The 23,521-nt window shown below is 73.1% G+C and carries 20 protein-coding genes; 14 read left to right on the top strand and 6 right to left on the bottom strand.

The genetic code is table 11. The features are described from left to right. The first annotated feature begins 42 nt into the window (after positions 1–42). On the top strand, positions 43–1,311 hold the full coding sequence (locus tag K2F47_RS34700) for a condensation domain-containing protein (protein WP_242910400.1): 1,269 nt from the start codon (positions 43–45) through the stop codon (positions 1,309–1,311). On the opposite strand, the gene asnB is transcribed toward K2F47_RS34700, so the two are convergent. From asnB to K2F47_RS34675, 5 genes are read right to left on the bottom strand one after another with little or no spacing between them, the layout of a single operon-like run. Next, positions 1,290–3,110, bottom strand: coding sequence for an asparagine synthase (glutamine-hydrolyzing) (gene asnB / locus K2F47_RS34695; protein WP_242910399.1), 1,821 nt, complete (start codon positions 3,108–3,110; stop codon positions 1,290–1,292). The two genes, K2F47_RS34700 and asnB, sit on opposite strands and share 22 nt — an antisense overlap. 1 nt (position 3,111) lies before the next feature. Next, positions 3,112–3,300: an MbtH family protein gene (locus K2F47_RS34690; protein ID WP_242910398.1), complete on the bottom strand. Its 189-nt coding sequence runs from the start codon at positions 3,298–3,300 to the stop codon at positions 3,112–3,114. Then, positions 3,293–4,990 (bottom strand): non-ribosomal peptide synthetase, encoded by a 1,698-nt coding sequence (locus K2F47_RS34685; protein ID WP_242910397.1) that lies wholly within the window; start codon positions 4,988–4,990, stop codon positions 3,293–3,295. The genes K2F47_RS34690 and K2F47_RS34685 overlap by 8 nt, the downstream gene beginning before the upstream one ends. Next, positions 4,987–5,658 (bottom strand): cyclase family protein, encoded by a 672-nt coding sequence (locus K2F47_RS34680; protein WP_242910396.1) that lies wholly within the window; start codon positions 5,656–5,658, stop codon positions 4,987–4,989. The genes K2F47_RS34685 and K2F47_RS34680 overlap by 4 nt, the downstream gene beginning before the upstream one ends. A gap of 14 nt (positions 5,659–5,672) precedes the next feature. Beyond that, on the bottom strand, positions 5,673–6,731 hold the full coding sequence (locus K2F47_RS34675) for a zinc-dependent alcohol dehydrogenase (RefSeq protein ID WP_242910395.1): 1,059 nt from the start codon (positions 6,729–6,731) through the stop codon (positions 5,673–5,675). 168 nt (positions 6,732–6,899) lie between these two features. Between K2F47_RS34675 and K2F47_RS34670 the strand changes: the two genes are divergently transcribed. The 8 genes from K2F47_RS34670 (at position 6,900) to K2F47_RS34635 (ending at position 16,523) form a co-directional block, all read left to right on the top strand. After that, positions 6,900–8,699, top strand: coding sequence for a non-ribosomal peptide synthetase (locus tag K2F47_RS34670; protein ID WP_242910394.1), 1,800 nt, complete (start codon positions 6,900–6,902; stop codon positions 8,697–8,699). After that, entirely contained in the window at positions 8,696–9,448 is a 753-nt protein-coding gene (locus K2F47_RS34665; protein WP_242910393.1) for a thioesterase domain-containing protein, read from the top strand. Before K2F47_RS34670 ends, K2F47_RS34665 begins: the two co-directional genes overlap by 4 nt. Then, entirely contained in the window at positions 9,445–10,569 is a 1,125-nt protein-coding gene (locus K2F47_RS34660) for a class I SAM-dependent methyltransferase (protein ID WP_242910392.1), read from the top strand. The genes K2F47_RS34665 and K2F47_RS34660 overlap by 4 nt, the downstream gene beginning before the upstream one ends. A 20-nt stretch (positions 10,570–10,589) precedes the next feature. Then, positions 10,590–11,936: an isochorismate synthase gene (locus tag K2F47_RS34655; protein WP_242910390.1), complete on the top strand. Its 1,347-nt coding sequence runs from the start codon at positions 10,590–10,592 to the stop codon at positions 11,934–11,936. A gap of 21 nt (positions 11,937–11,957) precedes the next feature. Beyond that, positions 11,958–13,475, top strand: coding sequence for a cytochrome P450 (locus K2F47_RS34650; protein WP_242910388.1), 1,518 nt, complete (start codon positions 11,958–11,960; stop codon positions 13,473–13,475). A gap of 649 nt (positions 13,476–14,124) precedes the next feature. Continuing rightward, positions 14,125–15,012, top strand: coding sequence for a helix-turn-helix transcriptional regulator (locus K2F47_RS34645; RefSeq protein WP_242910387.1), 888 nt, complete (start codon positions 14,125–14,127; stop codon positions 15,010–15,012). A gap of 137 nt (positions 15,013–15,149) precedes the next feature. Continuing rightward, the gene (locus K2F47_RS34640; protein ID WP_242910386.1) at positions 15,150–15,884 is read left to right on the top strand and encodes a hypothetical protein; all 735 of its coding nucleotides are present in this window, start codon (positions 15,150–15,152) and stop codon (positions 15,882–15,884) included. Between the two features lie 207 nt (positions 15,885–16,091). Next, positions 16,092–16,523 (top strand): VanZ family protein, encoded by a 432-nt coding sequence (locus tag K2F47_RS34635; protein ID WP_242910385.1) that lies wholly within the window; start codon positions 16,092–16,094, stop codon positions 16,521–16,523. A gap of 67 nt (positions 16,524–16,590) precedes the next feature. Here K2F47_RS34635 and kdd read toward each other — a convergent pair whose 3' ends face one another. Continuing rightward, entirely contained in the window at positions 16,591–17,640 is a 1,050-nt protein-coding gene (gene kdd, locus K2F47_RS34630) for an L-erythro-3,5-diaminohexanoate dehydrogenase (RefSeq protein ID WP_242910384.1), read from the bottom strand. A gap of 129 nt (positions 17,641–17,769) precedes the next feature. Between kdd and K2F47_RS34625 the strand changes: the two genes are divergently transcribed. From K2F47_RS34625 to K2F47_RS34605, 5 genes are all read left to right on the top strand, one after another. Continuing rightward, positions 17,770–19,167 (top strand): KamA family radical SAM protein, encoded by a 1,398-nt coding sequence (locus tag K2F47_RS34625; RefSeq protein WP_242910383.1) that lies wholly within the window; start codon positions 17,770–17,772, stop codon positions 19,165–19,167. An 82-nt stretch (positions 19,168–19,249) separates the two neighbouring features. Next, positions 19,250–20,461 (top strand): cytochrome P450, encoded by a 1,212-nt coding sequence (locus tag K2F47_RS34620; RefSeq protein ID WP_242910382.1) that lies wholly within the window; start codon positions 19,250–19,252, stop codon positions 20,459–20,461. A gap of 74 nt (positions 20,462–20,535) precedes the next feature. Continuing rightward, the gene (locus K2F47_RS34615; protein WP_242910381.1) at positions 20,536–21,627 is read left to right on the top strand and encodes a DUF3616 domain-containing protein; all 1,092 of its coding nucleotides are present in this window, start codon (positions 20,536–20,538) and stop codon (positions 21,625–21,627) included. After that, positions 21,624–22,823 (top strand): acyl-CoA dehydrogenase family protein, encoded by a 1,200-nt coding sequence (locus tag K2F47_RS34610; protein WP_242910380.1) that lies wholly within the window; start codon positions 21,624–21,626, stop codon positions 22,821–22,823. The genes K2F47_RS34615 and K2F47_RS34610 overlap by 4 nt, the downstream gene beginning before the upstream one ends. A 132-nt stretch (positions 22,824–22,955) precedes the next feature. Beyond that, positions 22,956–23,510, top strand: a complete 555-nt coding sequence (locus tag K2F47_RS34605) for an FHA domain-containing protein (protein ID WP_242910379.1) — start codon at positions 22,956–22,958, stop codon at positions 23,508–23,510. Positions 23,511–23,521: the final 11 nt, after the last annotated feature.

The raw sequence follows: 23,521 nt of genomic DNA, 5'->3' as shown, positions 1-23,521 counted from the left end.
TCGGCCAGATCGAGGTTCTCTCGCTGAGCTAGAGTGTGTTTCATGTCGCGTATACCTGTCTCCCACGCTCAAGAACGCCTTTGGTTCCTGCAACAGCTGACTCCCGGGAGTCCGGCCTATAACGAGCCTTTGTGCCTGCGCATTTCCGGTTCCGTCGACGTCGCGGCCCTCGACCGGGCCCTGCGGCTGCTGACGGAGCGTCACGAGATCCTGCGGACGACGTTCGCCCCCGACCGCGCCGGTGTGCGCCAGGTGGTGCACGACACCGGCGAGGTCGCCCCAGTCGAGGTGGTGGACCTGCCGGGGCGGGAGGCCGCCGACCGGGACGCGGTCGCCGCCGCCGAGTGCGCCCGCATGGCCGAGGACCGCTTCGTGCTGACCCGGCTGCCGCTGCTGCGCGCCCGGCTGATCCGGTTCGACGCGCACGACCACGCGCTGCTGATCGTCACCCACCACCTGCTGATGGACGGCTGGTCGGAGGAGACCCTGCTCGCCGACCTGGGGCGGCTCTACTCCGGCGGCCCGGCCGCGCTGCCCCCGGTGAGCGGCCGTTTCGCCGACCACGCCGCCGCCGAACGCGGCGCCTCCGCCGACGCCGAGGCCGAGCGGTTCTGGCTGGAGCACCTCGCCGACGCGCCGCTCGACTCCGCCGTCCCCCTGGTCGCCGAGCCGTGCGCGGAGCGGGACGCGACCCTGCGCCGCACGGCCGTCGCGATCGAGAACGGCGCGGCCGTCGCCGCCCTGGCGCGCAGGCTCGGCACCTCGCCGTTCGCGGTCCTGCGCACCGTCTACGAGGCGGCCTTCCAGGAGGTGACCGGGCACGCCGACACGCTGATCGGCTGCCCCTTCGCCAACCGCGGGGCCGCCCCCGACGACCTCGTCGGCTTCTTCATCAACCTGGTGCCGATCAGGACCTCCGCCGCCGGTGCGGGCGACTTCCGTGACGCCGCGCGGCGGGTGTCGCTCACCGTCGCCGAGGCCCTCAGCTACGCAACCCTGTCGTTCGCGCAGATCGTCCGCGCGCTGCGCGCCCACCGGGAGGTGACGGGGGCGGCGGTCCACCAGGTCTTCGCCTTCGATGTCGCCCGCCCCCTCGACGGATTCGGGGGCCTCCCGGCGCGGAGGCTGCCGATGCCGCCGCCGCGCCCGCGGTTCGACCTCGTCGCCACCGTCACCCAGATCGGCGGCTCGCTCACCCTGGCCGTGGACGTCGCGGACGGCCGCGTCGACCCCGGCTTCGCCGGGGCGCTCGGCGGCGCGTTCCTCTCTCGGCTGGATCATGCGGCTGCTCAGACGAGCGTCACCGCGTAGCGGCGCATCCACTGGTCGACGTCGAGCAGGTAGCCCATCCCGAAGTGGGTGTTCGGCCCGGGGGTCGGGCCGGGCAGCCGCCCGCCGTCCCGGACGATCCCGGCGAGGCGGTCCCGGTCGACGAGCTGGAAGAGCGGCGCGTCGGGCTCGGCGAGCAGGCCGGCCAGCCGCCGCTCCAGGACGAGCGTGTAGGCGCCGTCGCGGCAGGCGGGCGGCGCGCACTTCCTGCGGTTCAGGATCTCGTCGGGCAGCAGGCCGGCGGCCGCTTCGCGCAGCAGCCCCTTCTCCACCCCGCCGAGGCTCTTCACCTCCCACGGGACGTTCCAGGTGTACTCCACCAGCCGGTGGTCGCAGTAGGGGACCCGGACCTCCAGGCCGGTCCGCATGCTCAGCCTGTCCTTCCGGTCGAGCAGCAGGGGCAGCCAGCGGGTCAGCCCGAGGTAGAACGCGCGGCGGATCCGCCGGTCGGCGGCGGACTCGCCGGCGAGCCCCGGAACCTCGGCGACGGCCTCGGCGTAGCGGTCCCGCGCGTACTCCTCCGGCCGCACCCAGTCGCGCACGTCGTCGCGGAGCAGCAGCGCGGGCAGCGCCGAGGCGTCCAGCCACGGGAAGAACCCGCCGTCGTGGGCGGCGGCCCGCGCGTACCAGGGGTAGCCGCCGAACATCTCGTCGGCCGACTCGCCCGACAGCGCGACGGTCGACCCCTCCCGCACCGCCGCGAACAGCAGGCCGAGCGAGGCGTCGAGATCCCCCCACCCGGGGAGGTCGCGGGAGGACAGCGAGTACTCCCCCGCGGCCAGGATCGTCTCGCTGCTGAGGACGAGGCCCGTGTGCGGAATGCCCAGCTTCGCCGCCGCCAGTTCGGCGAACGGCCCGTCGCGGGTGGGCCGCCACGCGTCGGGCACGAACTCGCCGCCGGGACCGTAGTCCATCGAGAACGCCGGGACCTGGGGCAGCCCCTCCCGCAGCCTCGCCTGCGCCGCGAGCGCGGTGATCGTGCCGGAGTCGACGCCTCCCGAGAGCAGCGCGGCGACCGGCACGTCGCTGACCAGCTGCTGCTCCACGATCTCCGACAGCAGTTCCCGTACCGTCGCCACGGTCGCCGGGACGTCGTCGGGGTGCTCCCGGCTGTCGAGCTGCCAGTAGCGGCGAACGCGCGGGCCGGACCGGCCGAACGTGAGGGTGTGGCCGGGCCGCAGCTCCTCCAGCCCGCGGAAGACCCCGTGGCCGGGGGTGCGCGCCCCCGGCACGGCGAACAGCTCGCCGACGCCGTCGGCGGACAGCTCCGCCGCCAAGTGCGGGCCGGCCAGCAGCGCCTTGGGCTCGGACCCGAACAGCAGGCCGCCGGGGTAGCGGTGGAAGTAGAGCGGTTTGACGCCGAGCCGGTCGCGGCAGAGGAACAGCTCCTGGGTCCGCTCGTCCCAGACGGCGAAGGCGAACATGCCCGTGAGCCGCTCCGCGCACGACGGCCCCCACTGCTGGTAGGAGCGGAGCAGGACCTCGGTGTCGGACGCGGTGGTGAAGCGGTGGCCGAGGCCGCCCAGCTCGGCTCGGAGCTCACGGAAGTTGTAGATCTCCCCGGTGAAGACGAGCACCTGGTCGCCGATCGCCATCGGCTGGGCTCCGCCCGCCAGGTCGATGACGCTGAGCCGGGTGTGGCCGAGGGCCACGTGCCGCGACGCCCAGACGCCGGTGCCGTCCGGGCCGCGGAGCGCGAGGGTCCGGGTCATGGCCTCCACCGTCGCGCGGTGGAGGCGCAGGTCGAGCGTCCAGTCGAGCCATCCCGTCAGGCCGCACATGTCAGCGCCGCTCCGCCGCGACGACGCTCAGCGGGCGCAGGTCGGTCCAGACCTCGCCGATGTGCTCCAGGCAATGTTCGCGCGGTCCCTCGAACCCGGTGGCGTCCCACCCGGACGGCACGTCGCGGCCGAGCGGCCACACCGAGTACTGGCCCTCGATGTTGCGCACCACGGCGAACTGCTCAGACATTCTCGCTCCTGTCCTTTATCCACGCGGCCAGTCCGGCCACGGTCGCGTTCCGGAAGAAGTCGATATAGCGCATGGTCACGCCGAACTCCTCCGCCAGCAGGCCGACGACCTTGACGGCCGTCAGGGACTGGCCGCCGAGTTCGAAGAACGACCGGGGCGTCCCGGGGTCGACGGGGTTTTCGAGGACCCGCGTCCAGGCGTCCGCGATCCGGGCCTCCAGCGACGCGCCGTCCTCCCGCGCCGGAAGCCGGTCGCGGAGCGCCGCCTGACGTGCGAGTTCGATCCGGTCGACCTTCCCGGTCGAGGCGATCGGCAGGGCGTCGGCGAACCGGATCTCCTGCGGGAGGTACGCGCGCGGCAGCGCGTCGCCGATCGCCCGCCGGAGGCGGTCGGCGGTCCCGCCGTCGGCGGCGGCCTCGTCGTGGGGGACGGCGAAGGCGACCAGGCGGACGTCCGCGCCCTCGCCGGCGGCCACAACCGCCGCCTCCCGCAGCTCTCCCGTGCCGAGCAGGACCGTCTCGATCTCCGCCGGGTGGATGCGGACGCCGCGCACCTTGAGCTCGTCGTCGCACCGCCCGTGGAAGGCGATCGTCCCGTCCGGACGCCAGGAGCCGAGGTCGCCGGACCGGTACAGGCGGGCGCCCGGTTCCGCGCCGAAGGGGTCGGGGACGAACCTGGCGGCGGTGAGCGGCGGGTCGTCCAGGTAGCCGCGGGCGACGCCGGGCCCCCCGATGAGGATCTCGCCGGGACGGCCGTCGGCCACGGGCTCGCCGCGGTCGTCGACGATGTGCACCCGCACGCCGGGGAGGGGGGCGCCGACATGGTTCTGCGGCATGCCCGGCTCGTAGGTGCCGAACGTCGCCGCCACGGTCGCCTCGGTCGGCCCGTAGCTGTTGTGGAAGGCCTCCACCCGGGCGCTCCACTCGGCGGCGAGGGCGGCGGGGATGCGGTCGCCGGCGGTGAGGATGCCGCGCAGGGCCGGATACGGGCGGCGGGGCAGCAGCGCCAGGGCCGCCGGGGGGAGGGTCGCGAACGTGATCGCCCGCGCCGTCAGGGTGGCGGCGAGATCGGGGCCGGGCATGATGTCGTGCCTGGGGAGCATCACGGCGCAGGCGCCGGCGGCGAGCGGGACGAAGGTGTCCACGAGGAACCCGTCGAAGTGCGGCGGCGCGAAGACCAGGTACCGGTCGCCGGGGCGCAGGCCCATCGGCTCGTGGGCCGCGAGCATCGCGTCCAGGGAGCCCCGCTCGACCATGACGCCCTTCGGCTCGCCCGTGGAACCGGAGGTGAAGATGACGTAGGCGAGCCGCCCGGGCGGGTGGTCGACGCGCCGGTGGGACGCGTCCGGATCGATCTCCTCCAGCAGCCCCGTATCGATGACGACGCGGGCCGCGGCACGGCGCAGCAGGTCGTGCCGCCGGGTCGCGGGCGCCTCGCGGTTCAGCGGCAGGAACGCCAGCCCCGCCCGGAGCACGCCGACCATCGCGGCGACGAGGTCGGGGCCCGCGGGCAGGTCGAGCGCCACGACGGACTCCGCGGGCAGGTCCTCCCGCTGGAGCGCCGCGGCGATCGCGCTGGAGCGGCGGGCGACCTCGGCGAAGGTCGCCGTCCGCGCGCCGCCGTCGACGGCGGGCGCGTCGGGGGTGCGCTCGGCGTGCCGGTCGAGCAGATCCTCCAGCCGGGGGATCAACGAGGCATGCCTTCGATGACCACGGCGCGGCACGGCGCCGCCTCCACCCCCGTGATCTTGAGCGGGGCGGCGAAGAGCCACACGACGGTGTCGGACACCGCGTGCAGGTTCGCCAGGTTCTCCAGGATCGGGATCTCGTGCCTGAGCAGCGCGCGGTGGATCGGGAACGCCCGGTCGCCCGGCTTCTCGGTGATGCAGTCCATGCCGACGACCGAGACCTGCCGCTCGACGATCCAGGCGGCCGCCGACTCCTCCAGGTAGGGCGGGGTGTCCCAGTAGTCGTGGTTGTCGAGGTGCCGGACGGGGTGGTCGGTCCTGATCAGCAGCCGCATGCCCGGCCGGAGCGAGGAGCCGACGGCCTTGTCCAGCATGTCGCCGGTGACCGGGTCCAGATCGCCGCGGTGCGACAGGTCGGCGACGCAGGCCGGCCCGATGAACCGGTCGAGCGGGAAGCTCCCGATTTCGGCGCCCCCGGGATAGAAGTGCAGGCCCGATTCCACATGCGACCCGTTGTGGGCGAACAGGTGGAGATAGGTGAAGGTGCGGTCGACGCCCGCCGGATCGGTCCGCGGCGTCATCACGTGGTCGACGGAGAACTCGGGATACCAGTCCGCGTTGTACTTGGGCATGCCTACGCGCCAGCCTTGGCTGATGTCGATGATCCGCATGGGCGGACGTCCTTTCACGGGTGGGCGGAGGGATTGACGACGACCTTGCCGGCGGTCTTTTCCGCGGCGAGGGGGAGAAGCCCGCCGGATTCCAGTTCGGGCAGGCCGATGACCGGCGCGAGCAGCACGTCCGCGAGTTCGGGGCGCCGCCGCAGCAGGTCGATGGCCTCGGGGAGGTCCCGGTCGCAGACGTGGACCTTCGAGGTGACCAGCCGGATCTCGTCGAGGACGAGCCGGGTGAGGTCCAGGGGCGCCGGGTCCCGGTGCAGCCCGACCAGCTGGATCAGACCGCCGCGCTGGACCGCGCCCACCGCGGCCGCCAGCCCGGACGGCGTGCCCGACGCCTCGATGACGACCTCCGCGCCCGCCCCGCCGGTGTACTCGCGGACGGCGGACACCGCGTCGGTCCTGGCCGCGTCGATGGTCGCGGCACCGAGGCGCTCGGCGGCGCGCAGCCGCGCCGCGGCGACGTCGACCACCAGGGGGACCGCGCCGAGCGCGGCGACGGCGGCGATCGCCGGCGCCCCGATGCCGCCGGCCCCGATCACCGCGACGACCGCGCCCGGCCGGAGGTCGCAGCCGCGGGCCGCGTGCATCGCCACGGCCAGGGGCTGGGCCAGCACGGCCACCTCGTCGGCCAGGCCGTCCACCGACCGGCAGATCTTCCCGGGGACGTTGACGAACTGCGCGAGGCCCCCGTCGGCGTGCAGGCCGATCGTGTAGTAGCGGGCGCAGAGGTTGGTGCGGCCGGCCGCGCACCAGCGGCAGGCGCCGCACCACACGCCCGATCCGGGGACGACGCGGTCGCCGGTCGCCCAGCCCGATTCCGAGCCCGCGTCGACGACCGTCCCGACCATCTCGTGGCCCAGGACGAGCGGGCCGCCGCGGCCGCTGCCGGGATGGCGGCCGTTCATCGGGATCAGGTGCGGACCGGTCAGGTACTCGTCGAGGTCGGTCCCGCAGATCCCGGCGAGCGAGATCGCGAGCTGGACCTCCGCCGCGCCCGGCCGCGGCGGATCGGGCCGCCGTTGAATCCGGATATCGCGTCTTCCGTGGTAAACCGCTGCGAGCACGCTGAAAAGCATGTGCGGGCCGGGCCCGGCGCACCAGAATACTTCGGCTGCATGAAGCTGCAATTCCGGTTGCTGCGAGCGGCGGCCACCTCCGCGGGCCCTCCCCCGTCCTGCAAAATCACAAAACAGCGGGCCCCCTCGAATACGGGAATCCGGGAGGATGAGGAATTGGCAGCCTTGGACGCGGAAACGCTGACCGAGATGTTCGCCGAGCAGGCCGAAAGGCGTGCGAAGGCCATCGCCGTGTGCGACCGGAACGTGCGTCTGACCTATGCCGAGCTCGACGCCCTCAGCCGCCGGGCGGCCGCCCTGATCGCGAGCGGGGCGCCTTCAGCAGGCGACGCGCGGCCGGTGGGACTGCTCCTGAACCGCTCGTGCGGGCTCGTCGCCGGAGCACTCGGCATCATGCGGGCCGGGCGCCCCTACCTGCCGCTCGACCCGGCCCAGCCCGACGAGCGGCTCCGCACGATCCTCTCCGACGCCGCCTGCACCGCCGTCCTCACCTCCGCGGAGAGCGCGGACCGGGTCTCCGGGCTGGGCGTCCAGGCGGTCCTCCTGGAGGACGCCGACGGGTTCCCCCCGGGCGACCTCCCGCCGATCTCCCCGGCCGACCCCGCCTACGTCGTCTACACCTCCGGGTCGACGGGCGAGCCCAAGGGCGTGCTGGTCGAGCACCGCCAGGTGGCCAGGCTCATCACGACCACCGACCGCCTGTTCGACCTCCGACCCGACGACGTGTGGGCGTTCTTCCACTCCCCCGCGTTCGACGCCTCGGTCTGGGAGATCTGGGGCGCGCTCACCCGCGGCGCGCGGCTCGTCGTCGTCCCCTACTGGACGAGCCGCTCCCCGGTCGACTACCTCGCGCTCCTGGAACGCGAGCGGGTGACGGTGACGGCGCAGACCCAGTCGGCCTTCCAGGCGCTGATCCGCGCCGACCTCGTCGAGGAGGCGCGTGCCGCGCTCAGCCTCCGCTACGTCTTCCTGGGCGGCGAGAAGCTCGACTTCAAGGTCCTGCGGCCCTGGTTCGCCGGCCGCGGCGACAGCGCCCCCGAGGTCTTCAACATGTACGGCCCCACCGAGACCACCGTGTACGCCACCTACCGGCGCGTCCGCTCGGAGGACACCGGCGGCGAGGCCAGCCTCATCGGCCGTCCGCTGCCCGACCTCGACGTGGCGGTCCTCGGCCCGCACGGCGACCCGGTCGCCGACGGCGCCGTCGGCGACCTCCACATCAGCGGGCCCGGCCTCGCCCGCGGCTATCTCGGCCGGGAGCGGCTGACCGCGGAGCGGTACCCGGTGCACCGCGGCCGCCGCTGGTACCGGACGGGCGACCTGGTGCGGCGCACACCCGAGGGGGAGCTGGAGTACCTCGGCCGCATCGACGACCAGGTCCAGGTCCGGGGGTTCCGCGTGGAACTCGGCGAGGTCGAGGTGAAACTGCGGCTGCATCCCGACGTCGCCGACTGCGCCGTCGCCGCCAGGACGGACGCGGCGAACACCACCGCCCTGGCCGCCTACGTCGTGACGTCCCGCACGGACCCTGGCCTGGCCGGCGAGCTGCGCGACCAACTGGCTCTGCACCTCCCCGGCTACATGGTGCCGAGCACCTTCACCCGCGTGGAGTCGCTCCCGCTGAACCAGAACGGCAAGCTGGACCGCGCGGCGCTCCCCGACCCCGCACCGGCGGCGCACGACTCCCCCTCCGACAGCCCGCCCGACAGCCCGCCCGACAAACCGGTCGGTGAACTCGAAGCCCTCCTCTGCCGGTTATGGGCCGAGGCGCTGGACGTGGCGGCGGTGGGCCCGAAGGACGACGTCTTCCTCATGGGCGGCCATTCGGTGATGGCGGCCCGGGTGGCGATGCGGGCGAGGGAGGCGGGCCACCAGGTTCCGCTGCGCGTCCTGCTGAGCCAGACGTCGCCGCGCGCGGCCGCCGAGCAGCTGGCGCAGACGGCCGGGCTCTCATGAGGAGGCTGCTCCAGCCGCTCAACCGGAGGAAGGACGGCCCGGCCCTGGTAGCCGTCGACTTCCGGGGGGCGCGGCCCGGCGCCGACATCCGGGGGCTCGCGGACACGGCGGAGCGTCCGGTCTGGGAGTTCACCGCCGCCCGGTGGGCCGGGGTGAAGGTGGATCCCGACGCCCGGGCCTATGCCGCCGCCTATGCCGACGCCCTCGCGGAATCGCCCTGCGAGGACGTCCGGCTGCTCGGCTTCTGCGCCGGGTCGATGCTGGCGCTCGAGCTCGCCCGGGAGCTGCGGGCCCGCGGCCGCGCGGTGGCCCTGACGCTGATCGACCCGCTGCCCATCGGGGTCGAGTTCCTCGCCGTCGTCCACGCGCAGATCACCCGCGCGCCCTCGGCGGAGGTCCGCGCCGGGCTCGGCCGACTCGCCGGTGACGGACCGGCCACCTTCGCCTACCTGGCGGGCCTCGCCCAGGAGCACCATGAACGGCAGTGCGCGTCGCTCGGCATCCCCGCCGACGACGAGATCGCCCTCGACCTGATCGACCGCTACCTCAGCTGGATCGAGTTCGCCGTCGCCGCTTCCACGGCCCGCCGCACCCCCTACCCGGGCCCGGCCGCGGTGCTGCTCTCGGCGGACTACGGGGACCGGGCCGCCGTCGAGGACCACTGGGAGGTGGACCGCTTCGCCGCCGACCAGGCCGACATGCTGCGCGACCCCGCCGTCCTGGAGGCGATCCTGCGGAGGGTCTCGTGACCGGGCCCGGCTGGACGGGCACGGTCGGCCTGTGGGCCGAGGTCTTCGACGACGTCTACCGGGAGCGGCCCGCCGACCCCGAGTTCGACGTCGCCGGCTGGCACAGCAAGATCACCGGCCTGCCGTTCTCCCCGGCCGAGATGCGGGAGTGGGTCGACGCGACGGTCGCGCGGATCGCCGGGCTCCGGCCGCGCCGCGTCGTGGAGATCGGGTGCGGGAGCGGACTGCTGATGTGGCGGCTGCTGCACGACTGCGAGTCCTACACCGGGACGGACATCTCGGGCGTCGCCGTGAGCCGGTTGCGGAAGGCGGTGGCCGAGCGCGGTGCCGCCCACGTCCACCTGGCCTGCGAGGAGGCCACGGCCGCCGCAGCCCGCCACGGCAGCGGAGCCGACCTGGTCATCCTCAACTCCGTCGCACAGTACTTCCCGTCCGCGGCCTATCTGGGCGCGGTTCTCGACGGCGCGACGGCCGTGCTGCCGGACGACGGGAGCGTGTTCGTCGGCGACGTCCGCAACGCCGACCTGCTCGACGCCCTGCACCTGGCGGCGCTGGACGGCTGCACCCCCGGCGAGCAGCGCGAGCGGCGCGAACGCCTGCGCAAATCGGTGGCGAGCGAACCGGAACTGCTCGTCTCCCCGCACTGGTTCGCGCGTTACGCGGCCGAGCGCGGCCTGTCGGTCCGGGCGATGCCGAAACTCGGACGGTTCGACAACGAACTCAACGGGTTCCGCTACGACGTCGTCCTCCGGCGCACACCGCCGCCCGGGAGGGTGGTCGCCCCACGCGACTGGGCGGGGGCCGGCGCGCTGCGATCCGCCCTGGACGCCGGGGTGCTCACGGGCTTCCGAGGGGTGCCGCACCAGGGCGTCCACGACCTGGTCGAGCGGGCCTCCCTCCTCCTGCACGGGGGCGGGCCGGCACCGGCACGCGACGCGCTCCGGCCCGGCGACCTGACCGGTGCGCTCCAGGCTGACGACCTCCAGGTGAGCCTGCTCACCGAGGACGGGCCCGGCACGTTCGGCCTCGCCGTCGGGCCCGGCGCGGGCGGGGCCGCGCTGCCGGTCGCGGCCGCGGCGCCGCGCCTCCTCACCACGGTCCCGTGGGGGACCGTCCCATGAGCCGATCGGAGAGCAGAACCGTGAAGTTGCGAGACCTCTGCCGGCGGGCCGCGGAGTCGGCCGCGGCGGGCGGCGGCGCCGTGCTGGTCAGCTGGCATCCGGGCGACACCCGCGACGACCTTCGCGAGCTGCGCCGGTCGGCCGCGGACACGGCCGGCCGATCCTTCTTCTGGTCCTCGCCGCACACCAAACGGAGCCTCCTCGCGCTGGGCGTGGCTCACGAGCTGCCGGGCGGGCAGGCCGGCTCCCGATGGGCGGGTGCGCGCGACGCGTGGGCCCGGCTGCCGATCGCGGCGGACGGGACCGGCGTGCCGCTGCTGATCGGCGGGGGCTCCTACGCGGAGGGCTCCGGGATGCCTCCGGTGGCGTTCTGGGTGCCGGAGATCCAGTTCGAGGCCCGCGCGGGCGAGCCGGCCCGCCTCACCGTCAACGCGGTCTGCCGTCCCGGCCAGACCGCGGCCGACCTGGCCGCCGCGCTGGAGGCGGCACGGGCACGGGCCCGGCTCCGCACCGGGGCCCTACCGCCGCCCTCGGGCGGCCTCGCCCGCTTCGTCCAGGTCCCCGGGCGGGCCGAGTGGACGCGGAACGTCACCGCGATCCTCGCGGAGATCCAGCGCGGCGCCCTGGAGAAGGTGGTCCTCGCCCGCACCTTCGAGGTGGACGTCGAGGGCGCGTTCGACATCGACCGGATCCTCCGCGCGCTGGAAGCGTCCCAGAACGGCGCGACCGTCTTCGCCGTCGGCTGGGACGGCCTGCACTTCGTCGGCGCCACCCCGGAACTGCTGGTGCGGGTCGAGGGACCGGTCCTGCGGACGATGGCGCTGGCCGGGTCCGCGCCGCGCGGCGCCGACGCCGCGCACGACGCCGACCTGGGACGGTGGCTGCGCGACAGCGCGAAGGAACGCCACGAGCACGCACTGGTCCTCGACTTCATCCGCGCGGCCCTCGCCGAGCTCGGCGCCGACGTGACCGCGGGCGTCGAACCCGAGCTCGTCCGGCACCCGACCGTCCAGCACCTCGGCACCTCCATCGAGGGGCTGCTCGCCGAACGGAGCCGCACCGCCGTCTTCGACGTCATCGCGGCCCTGCACCCGACACCGGCCATGGGCGGCGTCCCGCGGGCGGCCGCCACCGGCTGGCAGCGCGCCCACGAGGGCATCGACCGCGGCTGGTACGCGGCCCCGCTCGGCTGGATCGACCCGTCCGGCGACGCGGAGATCGCGGTCGGCATCCGGTCGGCGCTGATCCGCGGCGGCCGGGCCGTCGTCTACGCCGGGTGCGGCATCGTCGCCGGATCCGATCCCGCGGCCGAGTTCGCCGAGACCCGGCACAAGGCCGACCACATGCTCGCGGCGCTGCTCCCCTGACGAGGCGAGAGGACCCAGCCGATGCCCTTTCCTGCAGAGATCTCCCTCAACGACCTCATCGACGACCCGTACCCGGTCTACGCCCGGCTCCGGCGGGAGGCGCCCGTCGCCCGGGTACCCGCGGCCGGCCTCTGGCTGGTCACCAGGTTCGACGACTGCGCCGCCGTCCTCGGCGACCGGGAGGCCTTCTCCGGCCCGCAGGGCCACCCCACCCTCGACCGGGCGTTCGGCGCGCCGAACGTCATCAGCGCGACCGGCGAGGTCCATGCCGACCTGCGGCGGGGCATCGATCCGGGGCTCTGCCCCGCCCAGGCGCGGCGCCTGACGGAGGAACGGGTCAGGCCGTTCGCGCGCGCCCTGGCGCGGGCGCTGCCGAGCCGCGACGGCGTCGACCTCATGAGCGGCTACTTCGCCCCCATCAGCACCGAGGCGCTCCGCGCCGCGCTCGGCATCACCGAACTGGTCACGGCCGAGACCATGCAGGACTGGTTCGACCGGTTCACCGTCGGCTCCCGCAACCGGGAACAGGCCGCGGAGAGGTACGCGGTCTCCGACGCCGTCCACGAGGAGATCAGGGAGACCTTCGGCCCGCTGATGGCACGGCTGCGGAAACGGCCCGACGGCTCCGTGCTCTCCCACCTCCTGCACAGCGGACGCGCGCCGGACGACCTGCGCGAGGCGGACCTCGTCCTGCCCTCGATCACCCTCATGCTGGTGAGCGGCCTCCAGGGAGCCGGCGGCCCGGCGGCCAACACCCTCGCCGGCCTGCTGTCCCGCCCCGACCAGCTCGCACGCGTCATCGAGGACCCGCAGCGGTTCCTGCCCGCCGCGATCAGCGAGGCCCTGCGCTGGGCGCCGCTGTTCGGCACCACCCAGCGCGAAGCGGTCCACGACACCCGCGTCGCCGGCGTCGAGCTCCCGGCGCGCGCCCAGATCGGCGTGATGATCGCCTCGGCCAACCGCGACGAACGCCGCTACCACGACCCGGACGTCTTCGACCTCGACCGGGGCTCCGCCGCGCACCAGGCGTTCGGCGGCGGCGCCCACTTCTGCGCCGGCCACCAGCTCGGCCGCCAGGTCATGCGCGTGTCGCTGGCGGAGCTGTTCGCGGCCCGGCCCGGCCTCCGCCCCGACCCCGACCGGCCCGTCCGGTTCAAGGGCTGGTCGGTACGGGTCCCGGAGACCCTGCCAGTCCTCTGGTTCCCGCCGGGACGTCCGGCGCCGCAAGCCGAGCGCGCGCCGGGGGCCTCCGGAAACGGACCCCTACCCGACGCGCCCATCACCGTCGTGCTCCGGCGCACGGGTCTGACCATCGACGTCCCGCCCGACGTGTCGATCCTGGAGGCGGTCGAGGACTGCGGCGTGCCGGTGCCCAGCGCCTGCCGCGAGGGCAGCTGCGGGTCGTGCGAGACCCGCCTTCTCACCGGCAGGGCCGATCACCGCGACCTGCTCCTCACCCCCGAGGAGCGCGAGCGCCACGACCGCCTCATGATCTGCGTCTCCCGCGCGGAGACCACCACCCTGGAATTGGATCTCTAAGCCTTGCTTCTCGAACGCGCCGAGGTGCCCGGAAAACACCCTGCAACCATTGTGGAGGTTTCGGAACGGGGCGAATGTTTCGGCACGGAGCGAATCGATATGACGCGGATCGTCCGCCTTCGCGATGAGGTTCTCCCGGTAGCTTACAGCGGGCCCGGTGGCCTTGCCTGAGGCCCGGGCGTCGTCGCCCCCACCACCTTCTTCACGAGTCTGGAACGCTCTACCGCCCGGATCGATCTCGCCGGGAAAACCGCCGATACACGACGGCGGCCTTGCAAACAGCGAGATCGACTTGCTCCTGCCGCATCCCCTTCCGTTCCATCGGGCCGCACCGGCAACAGAGCCCACCCGGTGCGTGTCCTGGACCGTTTATGTCGGACGATCCCGTCCTCTTGACATGAGCACCGCCCACGGGTAATTCTCAACCGTTCCCGCCGCTGGTTGCGATTGGAGTCAGACCGTGAAAGAGACGGAGCGACCGGCACCCGTCGACGACGGAGCGTTCATTCCCGGATCAGAGCCGCTGGTCAAGGATTTCGCGGAACTCGCCTCGCTTTACCGATGGTTTGTGACCTGCGGCAGCGTCAAACTCGAGAATATTTCGAGAGGCGAGGATCACGAGAAGCAGAGCGAACTGGTCGCACAACTCGTGAAGTTGCGGCTGCTCCGGTTCGACGGGCACGGACGGGACTCCCTCATCCCGGTCCACGCCCGAACGGCGTCGAAGGAGTTCCTCGCCCCCTACGAACTGGAGCTGATCCGCCAGAGCCGCAACCTCGACATCGTCCGCCGGAGGTTCCACGAGCTCGCCGACCTCTACGAAGCGACGGTGAACATCCCCCAGGTGAAGCCGCTCCTGGAGATCTTGACCAACGGCGAATCGATCAGGGCGTCCATCGCCGAGACGTATGCGGACTGCCGCAGATCAGTCTGGAGCGCGCAGCCGCAGCAGCAGCCGTTCGCCTGGAGCGCCGATCCGGCCGAGAGCGATTCGTCGCTGGAGGGCGTCCGCGCCTCGATCTCCGGTGACTTCAGGACGGTGCGACCGGACATCGACATCAAGCTCCTGTTCCAGCACTCCGCGCGGAACAACCCCGCGGTCTTCGCCCACCTCCGGACGATCCATGACGCCGGCGGCCAGGTGCGCACCGCGTGCGAGGTGGACGCGAAGACCCTCATCTTCGACAGCGAGGTCGTCTACATCATTTCCGAGGACGAGCCCTCGATCCGCGCGACCGTCGTCCGGGAACCGCACATGGTGAACATCATGTGCGCCCGCTTCGAGCAGAACTGGAATCAGGCACTGCCGCTGGTCGACAACGACCCGCGATACAAGGAACTCACCACGCACGACCAGAAGAAGACAATCTTAAAGCTGCTGGCGAACGGACTGAAGGACGAGGCCATCGCACGGCAACTCGGCATATCCGTGCGGACCTGCCGGAAGTACATCGCCGAGATCTTCGCCGCGCTGGACGTCGGAAGCCGGTTCCAGGCGGGTGTGGTGGCCAAGGCGTCCGGCCTCCTGGACACCTGAGAACTCCCAGCTTCGCTTCGAAGCCTTCCGACGCGGCAACCGCTCCGAGGAAACACCGTGGCGTGTCGAAGCCGGTCCGTGTAACCCGGATGCCTATTACCGGGAGAGGTCCCGTCGTCAGTCGAAGGAGGCACGGAATGAGGCGGAAGCTCATCGGTGTTGCCGTGACGCTCGCCATGACCGTCACGGCCACGGCCGGTCCGGCCCAGGCGGCCACCCCCAAAGAGGCGCACCCCGCGGTGGCGCCCAGCGTCGACCCCGTCGCCGTCGCCCAGGCGATCAAGGCCGCGTACGACGCGTACAAGACCTTCCTCGGCGGTGGCTCGTCGGCGGTGGCCACCGCCCAGATCATCGCCGCGATCCAGGCCGCCGAGCGCGACATCATCAACCACATCGACGCCGTCGCCGCCGCCAACGCGCGCGCCTGCGCGCGCAGCGCCGTTCTCGACTTCCCCGACTTCGACAATCTGACGCCGGACAACAAGCAGTATTTCGCGCTGAACGCGACCTCCTGCATCACCGAGATCGACAGTCTGCTGTCCACCGTCACCAGCAAGGCGGCCCAGGACCAGCTCGGCTTCTCGATCAACGCCGTCGGCCCCATCGCGCTCATGGCGCGCAGCAAGGCGGGCCTGCACAACGACACCCTCGTGCCGGTCCTCCGCGAGGCCAACCAGAAGGTCAGCACCAGCCTGACGCCCAGGTGCGTCAACCTCTATGACGCCGACTCCCACCTCAGGCGCTGGTTCTGCACGGCCTACAACGGTTACCGGATGGACGCGGCCACCCAGGCCGACGCACAAAGCCTGGCGATGGTGGACACAAGTTGGGAGATCGCCAAGAACACGCTGACCCAGCTCGCGTCCATGTGAAGACGCCTGCTTGCATGAGCGCCCACGCCCGCGGATGCGCCATTCCGCTGGTCAGGCGCGCGGCGGTGTATGGAGGTTTGCTCTCAAGAAGGCAGGGCATACGTGAACGCGTTATAAAATAGCAGCGAGTGCGTCTAGGGAGCGATCTTGCTGACGCGATCTGAGATGCAGTCCCCGCCCTCGACCGGGACGAGGCGGTGGTATGTGATGCCGTTGCGCATCCTCGCCGTCGCCGTGACGCTCGGCATGCTGTCAGTGTTCTTCTATTACGTGTTCCAGTTGACGCTCAGTTCCGTCCACGACCAGGGACAGGCGGGCGGCAACACCGACCCCGGCCGTTCGCTCCGCTTCTACCTCGATCGCCCCACCCGAGAGGCGCTGGTCCAGATCGGCGGCAACGTGGCCCTGCTCATGCCGCTGGGTGCCCTGCTGCCCACGGTGTTCACCAGTGTGCGGGGGCCGATTCGAATTGCCCTGGCCGGCGCCCTGGTGTCACTGGCCATCGAAATGACGCAGGGCCTGACGGTCACGGGCCGCGCCTTCGACATCGACGATGTCATCCTCAATACGACCGGCGTGGTGATGGCCTATCTCCTGATCGGCCGTAAGGTCTCACTCCTCATCCGCGGAAGAAAGTGAGCCCATCGACTTCCGCACCCCACCTGGAAACGTGACCCGGGCACGATTCGCAGGGGGGCGCAGGTGGTCATTGTGCTGGGTCGTCGGCGTTTCGGGCGGTGAACAGGGTGCGGACCGCCGGTTCCGCGCGGAGCAGGTCCAGGGCCATCGCCGCGTGGCCGGGGACGTAGCCGTTCCCGATGAGCATCGTCACGTCGGCGGCCAGGCCCTCGGCGCCGAGGGCCGCCGCGGGGAACGACGTCGCCATCGAGAAGAACACCACCGTGCCGCCGGGCGCGGTCGCCAGGATCGCGCCGTGCTCGCAGCCCGGCACGTCCACGCACACGACCGTCACGTCGGCGGGCTCCCCGAGCGCGGCGGCCACCGCCACCGGGTCGCGCGCGTCGGCGCGCACCACCGCGTCCGCCAGGCCGGTCGCCGACAGCAGCGCCTCCTCCCGCTCCGTCGGGACCAGGCCGATCACCCGGGACGCGCCCGCGCGGCGCGCCGCGGCCAGCGACAGCGACCCGCTCTTGCCCGCCGCGCCCAGCACCGCCACCACCGGGGGCTTCTCCCGCGCCGCGACGACGCGGTGGGTCAGCGCGGGCGCGCCGCACACGTCCATGACCGACAGCGCCAGCGGCACCGGCAGGTCGTCGGGCAGGACGGCGGCGATCGACCGGGCGAACAGGATCGCGTGCCCCTCCGCCGGGATCTGCTCGGACCGCCCGTCCCAGCGCGCGAGCCCGTCGGTGACCGCCAGCGGCGTCAGCGTCAGTGAGACCAGGGTCGCGACGCGGTCGCCTTTCCGCAGCCCGAGCGGCGAGTCGGGTCCGGCCTCGTCCACGACGCCGACGAGCATGCCGCCCGACCCGGTGACCGGGTTGTGCATCTTGCCGCGCTCCCCGATGATCCGCAGCACCTCGGCGCGGATCGCGTCCGGGTCGCCGCCGTGCGCGGTGCGCAGCTGCCGGTAGGACGCGGCGTCCAGGTTGAGCCGCTCCACCCGGACGCGGACCTCGTCGGGACGGATCCGCGGGTCGGTGTCCAGCATCCGCGCCGCCTGGGGCAGCACCCCCGGCGGATCCAGCACGCGGCGCAGCCCCGCCGCGGCGCCCATGTCGCCCCCATCGCGCACGGCCACCTCCACGCCCTCCCCGCCCGGAAGATATACCGAGCAGCACTGGTTTCATCGAAAGTCTTCCCGTAACGTCGGCTTCAGACAAGACTTTTACGCGATCAATGTGACGCGAGGAGGCGGCCGACGATGACCACCGCCCTGCATTCGGACCGCGACGCCGTCCCGGCGCCGCCCCCCGGCCGGGATGCTTCCGCCCAGCCCTACGTCTACCGGCGCCGGCCGCTGGAGGAACCCGACTGGCGGCGCCTGCCCGGCTGGCGGGACGTCACGCGCGCCGAATGGGAGTCCGCGCAGTGGCAGCGCGCCCACTGCGTCAAGAACCCGCGCCAGCTCCGCCAGGTCATGGGCGACCTGCTCGACGAGGGCCTCTACGCCGAGCTGGACCGCGACCGCGCCGAACGCGCGACGATGTCGATGCTGCTGCCGCCCCAGATGCTCAACACCATGGACACCTCCTCCAGCGAGGCGTTCCGCGCCGACCCCGTCCGCCGCTACATGCTCCCGCTGCACGGCGACCGGCGCACCGACTGGCCCTCCCACCCCCTCGCCGCCCGCGACTCCCTGCACGAGGCCGAGATGTGGGCCGTCGAGGGCCTCACCCACCGCTACCCCACCAAGGTCCTCGCCGAACTGCTGCCCACCTGCCCCCAGTACTGCGGCCACTGCACCCGCATGGACCTCGTCGGCAACTCCACCCCCACCGTCGACAAGCACCGCTTCCTCGTCAAACCCCCCGACCGGCTCGCCGCCATGCTCGACTACCTCCGCCGCACCCCCGGCGTCCGCGACGTGGTCGTCTCCGGCGGCGACGTCGCCAACCTCCCCTGGCCCCGCCTGGAGTCCTTCGTCGACGCGCTGCTGGACATCGACAACATCCGCGACGTCCGCCTCGCCACCAAGGCGCTCATGGGCCTGCCCCAGCACTGGCTCCAGGACGAGATCCGCGCCGGCATGGAGCGCCTGGCCGCCAAGGCGCACCGGCGCGGCGTCCAGATCGCGATCCACACCCACGTCAACGCCGCCCAGTCGGTGACGCCGCTGGTCGCGCGCGCCGCCCGCGCGATGCTCGACACCGGCATCCGCGACGTCCGCAACCAGGGCGTGCTGCTGCGCGGCGTCAACGACTCCCCCGCCGCGCTGCTCGACCTGTCGTTCGCGCTGCTGGACGAGGCCGGGATCCTGCCCTACTACCTCTACATGTGCGACATGATCCCCAACAGCGAGCACTGGCGGCTCGCCGTCTGGGAGGCGCAGGAGCTCCAGCACGCGATCATGGGCTACCTGCCCGGGTTCGCCACCCCGCGGATCGTCTGCGACGTCCCCTACGTCGGCAAGCGGTGGGTGCACCAGCTCGCCGACTACGACCGCGAGCGCGGGATCTCCTACTGGACGAAGAACTACCGCACCGGCCTGGAGGCGGCCGACCCCGACGCCCTCACCCGCCGGTACGAGTACCACGACCCGATCCACACCCTGCCCGAGAGCGGCCGTACCTGGTGGCGGGAACGTTCCGAGGGCTTGTAGGGATAGTGCGGACCGCCCGACGCCTTTACGTTGTAGATTTTTTATGGCCGGGGCGGCCCCGCCAGTGCCTATCCTCGGACGGGTGACCTCCCACGACACGCGCGGCACCCGCGGCCTCGCGGCCCGGTTCCCAGTCGGCGCGTCCGCGACGCTCGCCGAGCTCGAGACCGACCCGCACGCCCTCCTCGCGCGGCTGCGCGGGAGCGAGCCGGTGTCCTGGCTGCCCGCCCTCGGCGGCTGGCTGGTGACCTCGCACGCCCTCGCGCTGCGCGTGATGCGCGACGCGTCCGCGTTCACCGTCGACGACCCGCGCTTCTCCACCGCCCAGGTCGTCGGGCCGAGCATGCTGTCGCTGGACGGCCCCGCCCACACCCGCCACCGCGACCCGTTCGCCCGCCCGTTCCGCCCCGCCCGCACCCGGGAGCGGTTCACCGCGTTCGTCGAGGCCGAGGTCGACCGGCTGGTCGCCGGCCTGGCCCCGGCGGGCCGGGCCGAACTGCGCGGCGACCTCGCGGGTCCGCTCGCCGTCGCGGTCGTCGCCGAGGCGCTCGGCCTGGACGGCGTGGACGCGGCGACCGTCCGCTCCTGGTACGGCGCGTTCGTCGAGGCCGTCTCCGCCATCACCGCCGGCGGCACCGCACCGGAACGTTCCAGCCACGCGTACGCGCTGCTCCGCGACGCGGTCGTCGAGGCGATCCGCGCCGACTCCCCCGGGTCGCTGCTCGCCGGGGCCGCCCGCCACGGGTCCGGGCTCGACACCGCCGAGGTCGTCGCGAACACCGCCGTGCTGATGTTCGGCGGCATCGACACCACCGAGGGCATGGTCGCGAACCTGGCGTTCCACCTGCTCGGGCACCCCGAGCAGCTCCGGCTCGTCCTGGAGGATCCCGGCCTGCTGCCCGCCGCCGTCGAGGAGTCGCTGCGGCTGGAGCCCTCGGCGTCGGTCGTCGACCGCTACGCCACCCGCGATGTCGCGCTCGGTGGCGCGGACGTCCGCGCGGGCGACCTCGTGCGGGTGTCCCTGGCGGGTGCCAACCGCGACCCGGCGGTGTTCACCGAGCCCGACCGGTTCGACCTCCGGCGCACCGGCGCCGCCGAGCACCTGGCGTTCGCGCACGGCCCGCACTTCTGCTTCGGCGCGCACCTCGCGCGGCTGGAGGCCCGCACCGCGCTCGCCGCCCTGCTGGACCGGCTGCCCGGCCTGCGACTCGACCCGTCCCGGCCGTCCGCGCCGCACGGCCTGGTGTTCCGCAAGCCGCCGCACCTGCACGTCCGGTGGGACGCGCCCGCCTGACCACGCCCCCCTGGACACGCGGCACCTGACCACGCGGCCCCCTGGCCGCGCGGGGTTTGTGGGAACATCTCCAAATGATCGTGGAACGCCAGGTCGAGCTGCGTTTCGGCCAAGAGAGCCGGGACGCCGGGACCCACACCAACCTGTCCGCCGTGCGCCGGGACGGCCGCTGCCTGTGGGTGGCGGGCGACGAGACCGCCACCATCGAGCGGCTCACGGCCGTGACCGGCGCGGACGGCCGGGTCACCGGGTACGGCGAGCACGTCACGGTCGCGCTGGCCGACCTCGTCCCGCTGCCCGCGGGCCCCGACGAGGAGGCCGACATCGAGGGCCTCGCCCGCGCCGACGGCTGGCTGTGGGCGATCGGCTCCCACAGCCTCAAGCGCAAGAAGATCAAGCCGGGGCAGTCCGCGGCGAAGGCCCGCAAGCGGCTGGCGACGGTCGTCCGCGAGGACAACCGCTACATCATCGCCCGGCTGCCCCTGGTCCCCGGGGAGGACGGGCTGCCCGAGGTCGCCGTCGAGGCCCCCGGCGAGGGGGGCGCCCGCACCGCCGCCGTCCTCGGCGGGGACGGCGACTCCCTCGCCGACCTGCTCGCCGGCGACCCGCACCTGGCGCCGTTCCTGTCGATCCCGAGCAAGGACAACGGCCTGGACGTCGAGGGCATCGCCGCGCACGGCGACCGCCTCTACATCGGCCTGCGCGGGCCGGTGCTGCGCGGCTGGGCCGTCCTGGTCGAGATCCGCCCCGGCGCGGACCCCCGCGACCCCCGTCGGCTGCGGGCGCTGCCGCTCGGCGACGACGGCGACGAGCTGTACCGCACGCACTTCCTCGACCTCGGCGGGCTCGGCATCCGCGACCTGTGCCCGCACGGCGACGACCTGCTCGTCCTCACCGGCCCCAGTATGGACCTGGACGGCCCGGTCCGCGTCGTGCGGTGGCGCGGCGCGGTCAAGACCGACGCGCCCGAGATCGTCCCCGCGTCCGAGCTGGAGGTGCTGGGCGAGCTGCCCTACGGCGACGGCGACGACCACGCCGAGGGCATCGCGGTCCTGGACGAGCCGGACGGCTCCGGCGTCCGCGTCCTGGTCGTCTACGACAGCCCCTCCCCCGCCCGGCTCACCGACGCCGGGGGCGTCCTCGCCGACGTGATCACGCTGCCGTGATCGAGTGGTCGGGCGAGGACCTGATGATCCGGGACGCGGTGCGCGGCTGGGTCGACGCGGAGGTCCGCCCGCACCTGGACGCACTGGAGTCGGGCGAGCTGCCGCCCTACGGCCTCCTGCGGAACCTGTACCGGACGTTCGGCCTGGACGAGATGGCACGTTCCTCCTTCCACGCCCGGCAGGGCGGCGACCGCGAGGAGAAGGGGGAGCACGGCACGGACCCGGCGATGGCGCTGCTGCCCGTCATCGAGATCTGCCGGGTCGCGCCCGGCCTGGTCTCGGCGCTGGGCGTCAGCCTCGGCCTCGCCGCCGGCACGATCATGAAGCGGGGGGACGCCGAGCAGCGCCGCCGCTGGGGCCTGGACCTGCTCACGCTCGACAAGGTCGGCGCGTGGGCGATCACCGAGACCGGGTCGGGCTCCGACGCGTTCGGCGGGATGCGGACCACCGCGCGCCGGTCCGGCGACGGTTACGTCATCGACGGCGCCAAGACGTTCATCACCAACGGCCCCTACGCCGACACGATCGTCCTGTACTGCAAGCTCGACGACGGGCGCGACCCGCGCGACCGGGAGATCCTCGCCTTCGTCCTCGACCGCGGCATGGCCGGGCTGGAGCAGACCGGGCCGCTGCGCAAGATGGGCCTGCACTCCTCCCCGACCGGCGAGCTGTTCCTGGACGGCGTCCACGCGGGCGCCGACCGGCTGCTGGCCGCGGGCGCGGGCGGCGGCAGGGAGTCGGCGCGGCAGAACTTCGTCACCGAGCGCGCCGGCGTCGCCGCGATGGCGCTCGGCGTCATCGAGGAGTGCCTGAAGCTGTCGGTGGAGTACGCCCGCGGCCGCGAGCTGTGGGGGCGGCCGATCGGCGACTTCCAGCTCATCCAGCTCAAGCTGGCCACGATGGAGGTCGCCCGGCTCAACGTCCAGAACCTGGTGTTCCGGCACGTGGAGATGCAGCGGGCCGGGCGCGCCCCCACCCTCGCCGAGGCGTCGGCGATGAAGCTGTACGCGGCGCGCGCCGCGAGCGAGGTCGCGCAGGAGGCCGTGCAGCTCTTCGGCGGCAACGGCTACATGAGCGAGTACCGGGTGGAGCAACTCGCCCGCGACGCCCGCTCGTTCCAGATCTACGCGGGCACCGACGAGATCCAGGTGACGCACATCGCGCGCGACCTGTTGTCGCGCCCGGACGAGAGCTGACCGAGAACTGATACTCCGGCCGCGAACTTTTCCGGCAGGCCCGGCATCGAACGCGGTGGGGGGCGGGTGAGGGCGATCGCCTCGCCCCCCGCTTTTCTGGACAGGCGTCGACGGGAACTGGATACTCACAACATGGACGGTCGGCCCTCATATCCGGTGCGGGCGTCCGACATGGAACGCGACCGGGTCCTGCGCGTGCTCGGCGAGCGCGTCGCCGAGGGGCGGATGTCGCACGAGACGTTCGAGCGCCGCGTCGACCAGGTGCTGCGGGCGCGCAGCCAGGCCGAGCTGGCCGACATCGTGCACGACCTGCCGCCGCCCGGCCGGGTGCTCGGCCGGCTGACCGGCATCATCTCCTCGGTGTCGCAGGTGACCGCGCGGATCGAGGCGGCCTGGCGGGCGCCCCGGCTGCCCCGCTTCACGCTGCCGCCCGGCGACCTGGCCCGCATCGTGGTCGGCCGCGCCCCCGGCTGCCAGTTCATCCTCACCGACCTGACCGTGTCGCGGTTCCACGCCGAGATCTACCGGGCCGAGGAGGGCTGGATGATCTCCGACCTCGGCTCGATGAACGGCACCCGCGTGAACGGCTGGCGGCTGACCGGCCCGGCGCGCGTCCGCCCCGGCGACGAGGTCGGCTTCGGCAACGCCGCGTTCATCGTCGCTGCGCCGCTCCCCGGCGCCCCCTGAGGCGCAAACGC

It is taken from the genome of Actinomadura terrae, from assembly GCF_022751215.1.
Taxonomy (GTDB): domain Bacteria; phylum Actinomycetota; class Actinomycetes; order Streptosporangiales; family Streptosporangiaceae; genus Spirillospora; species Spirillospora terrae.
Note: the sequence above shows the minus strand (reverse complement) of the source record. Positions and strands in the feature narration are given on the sequence as shown.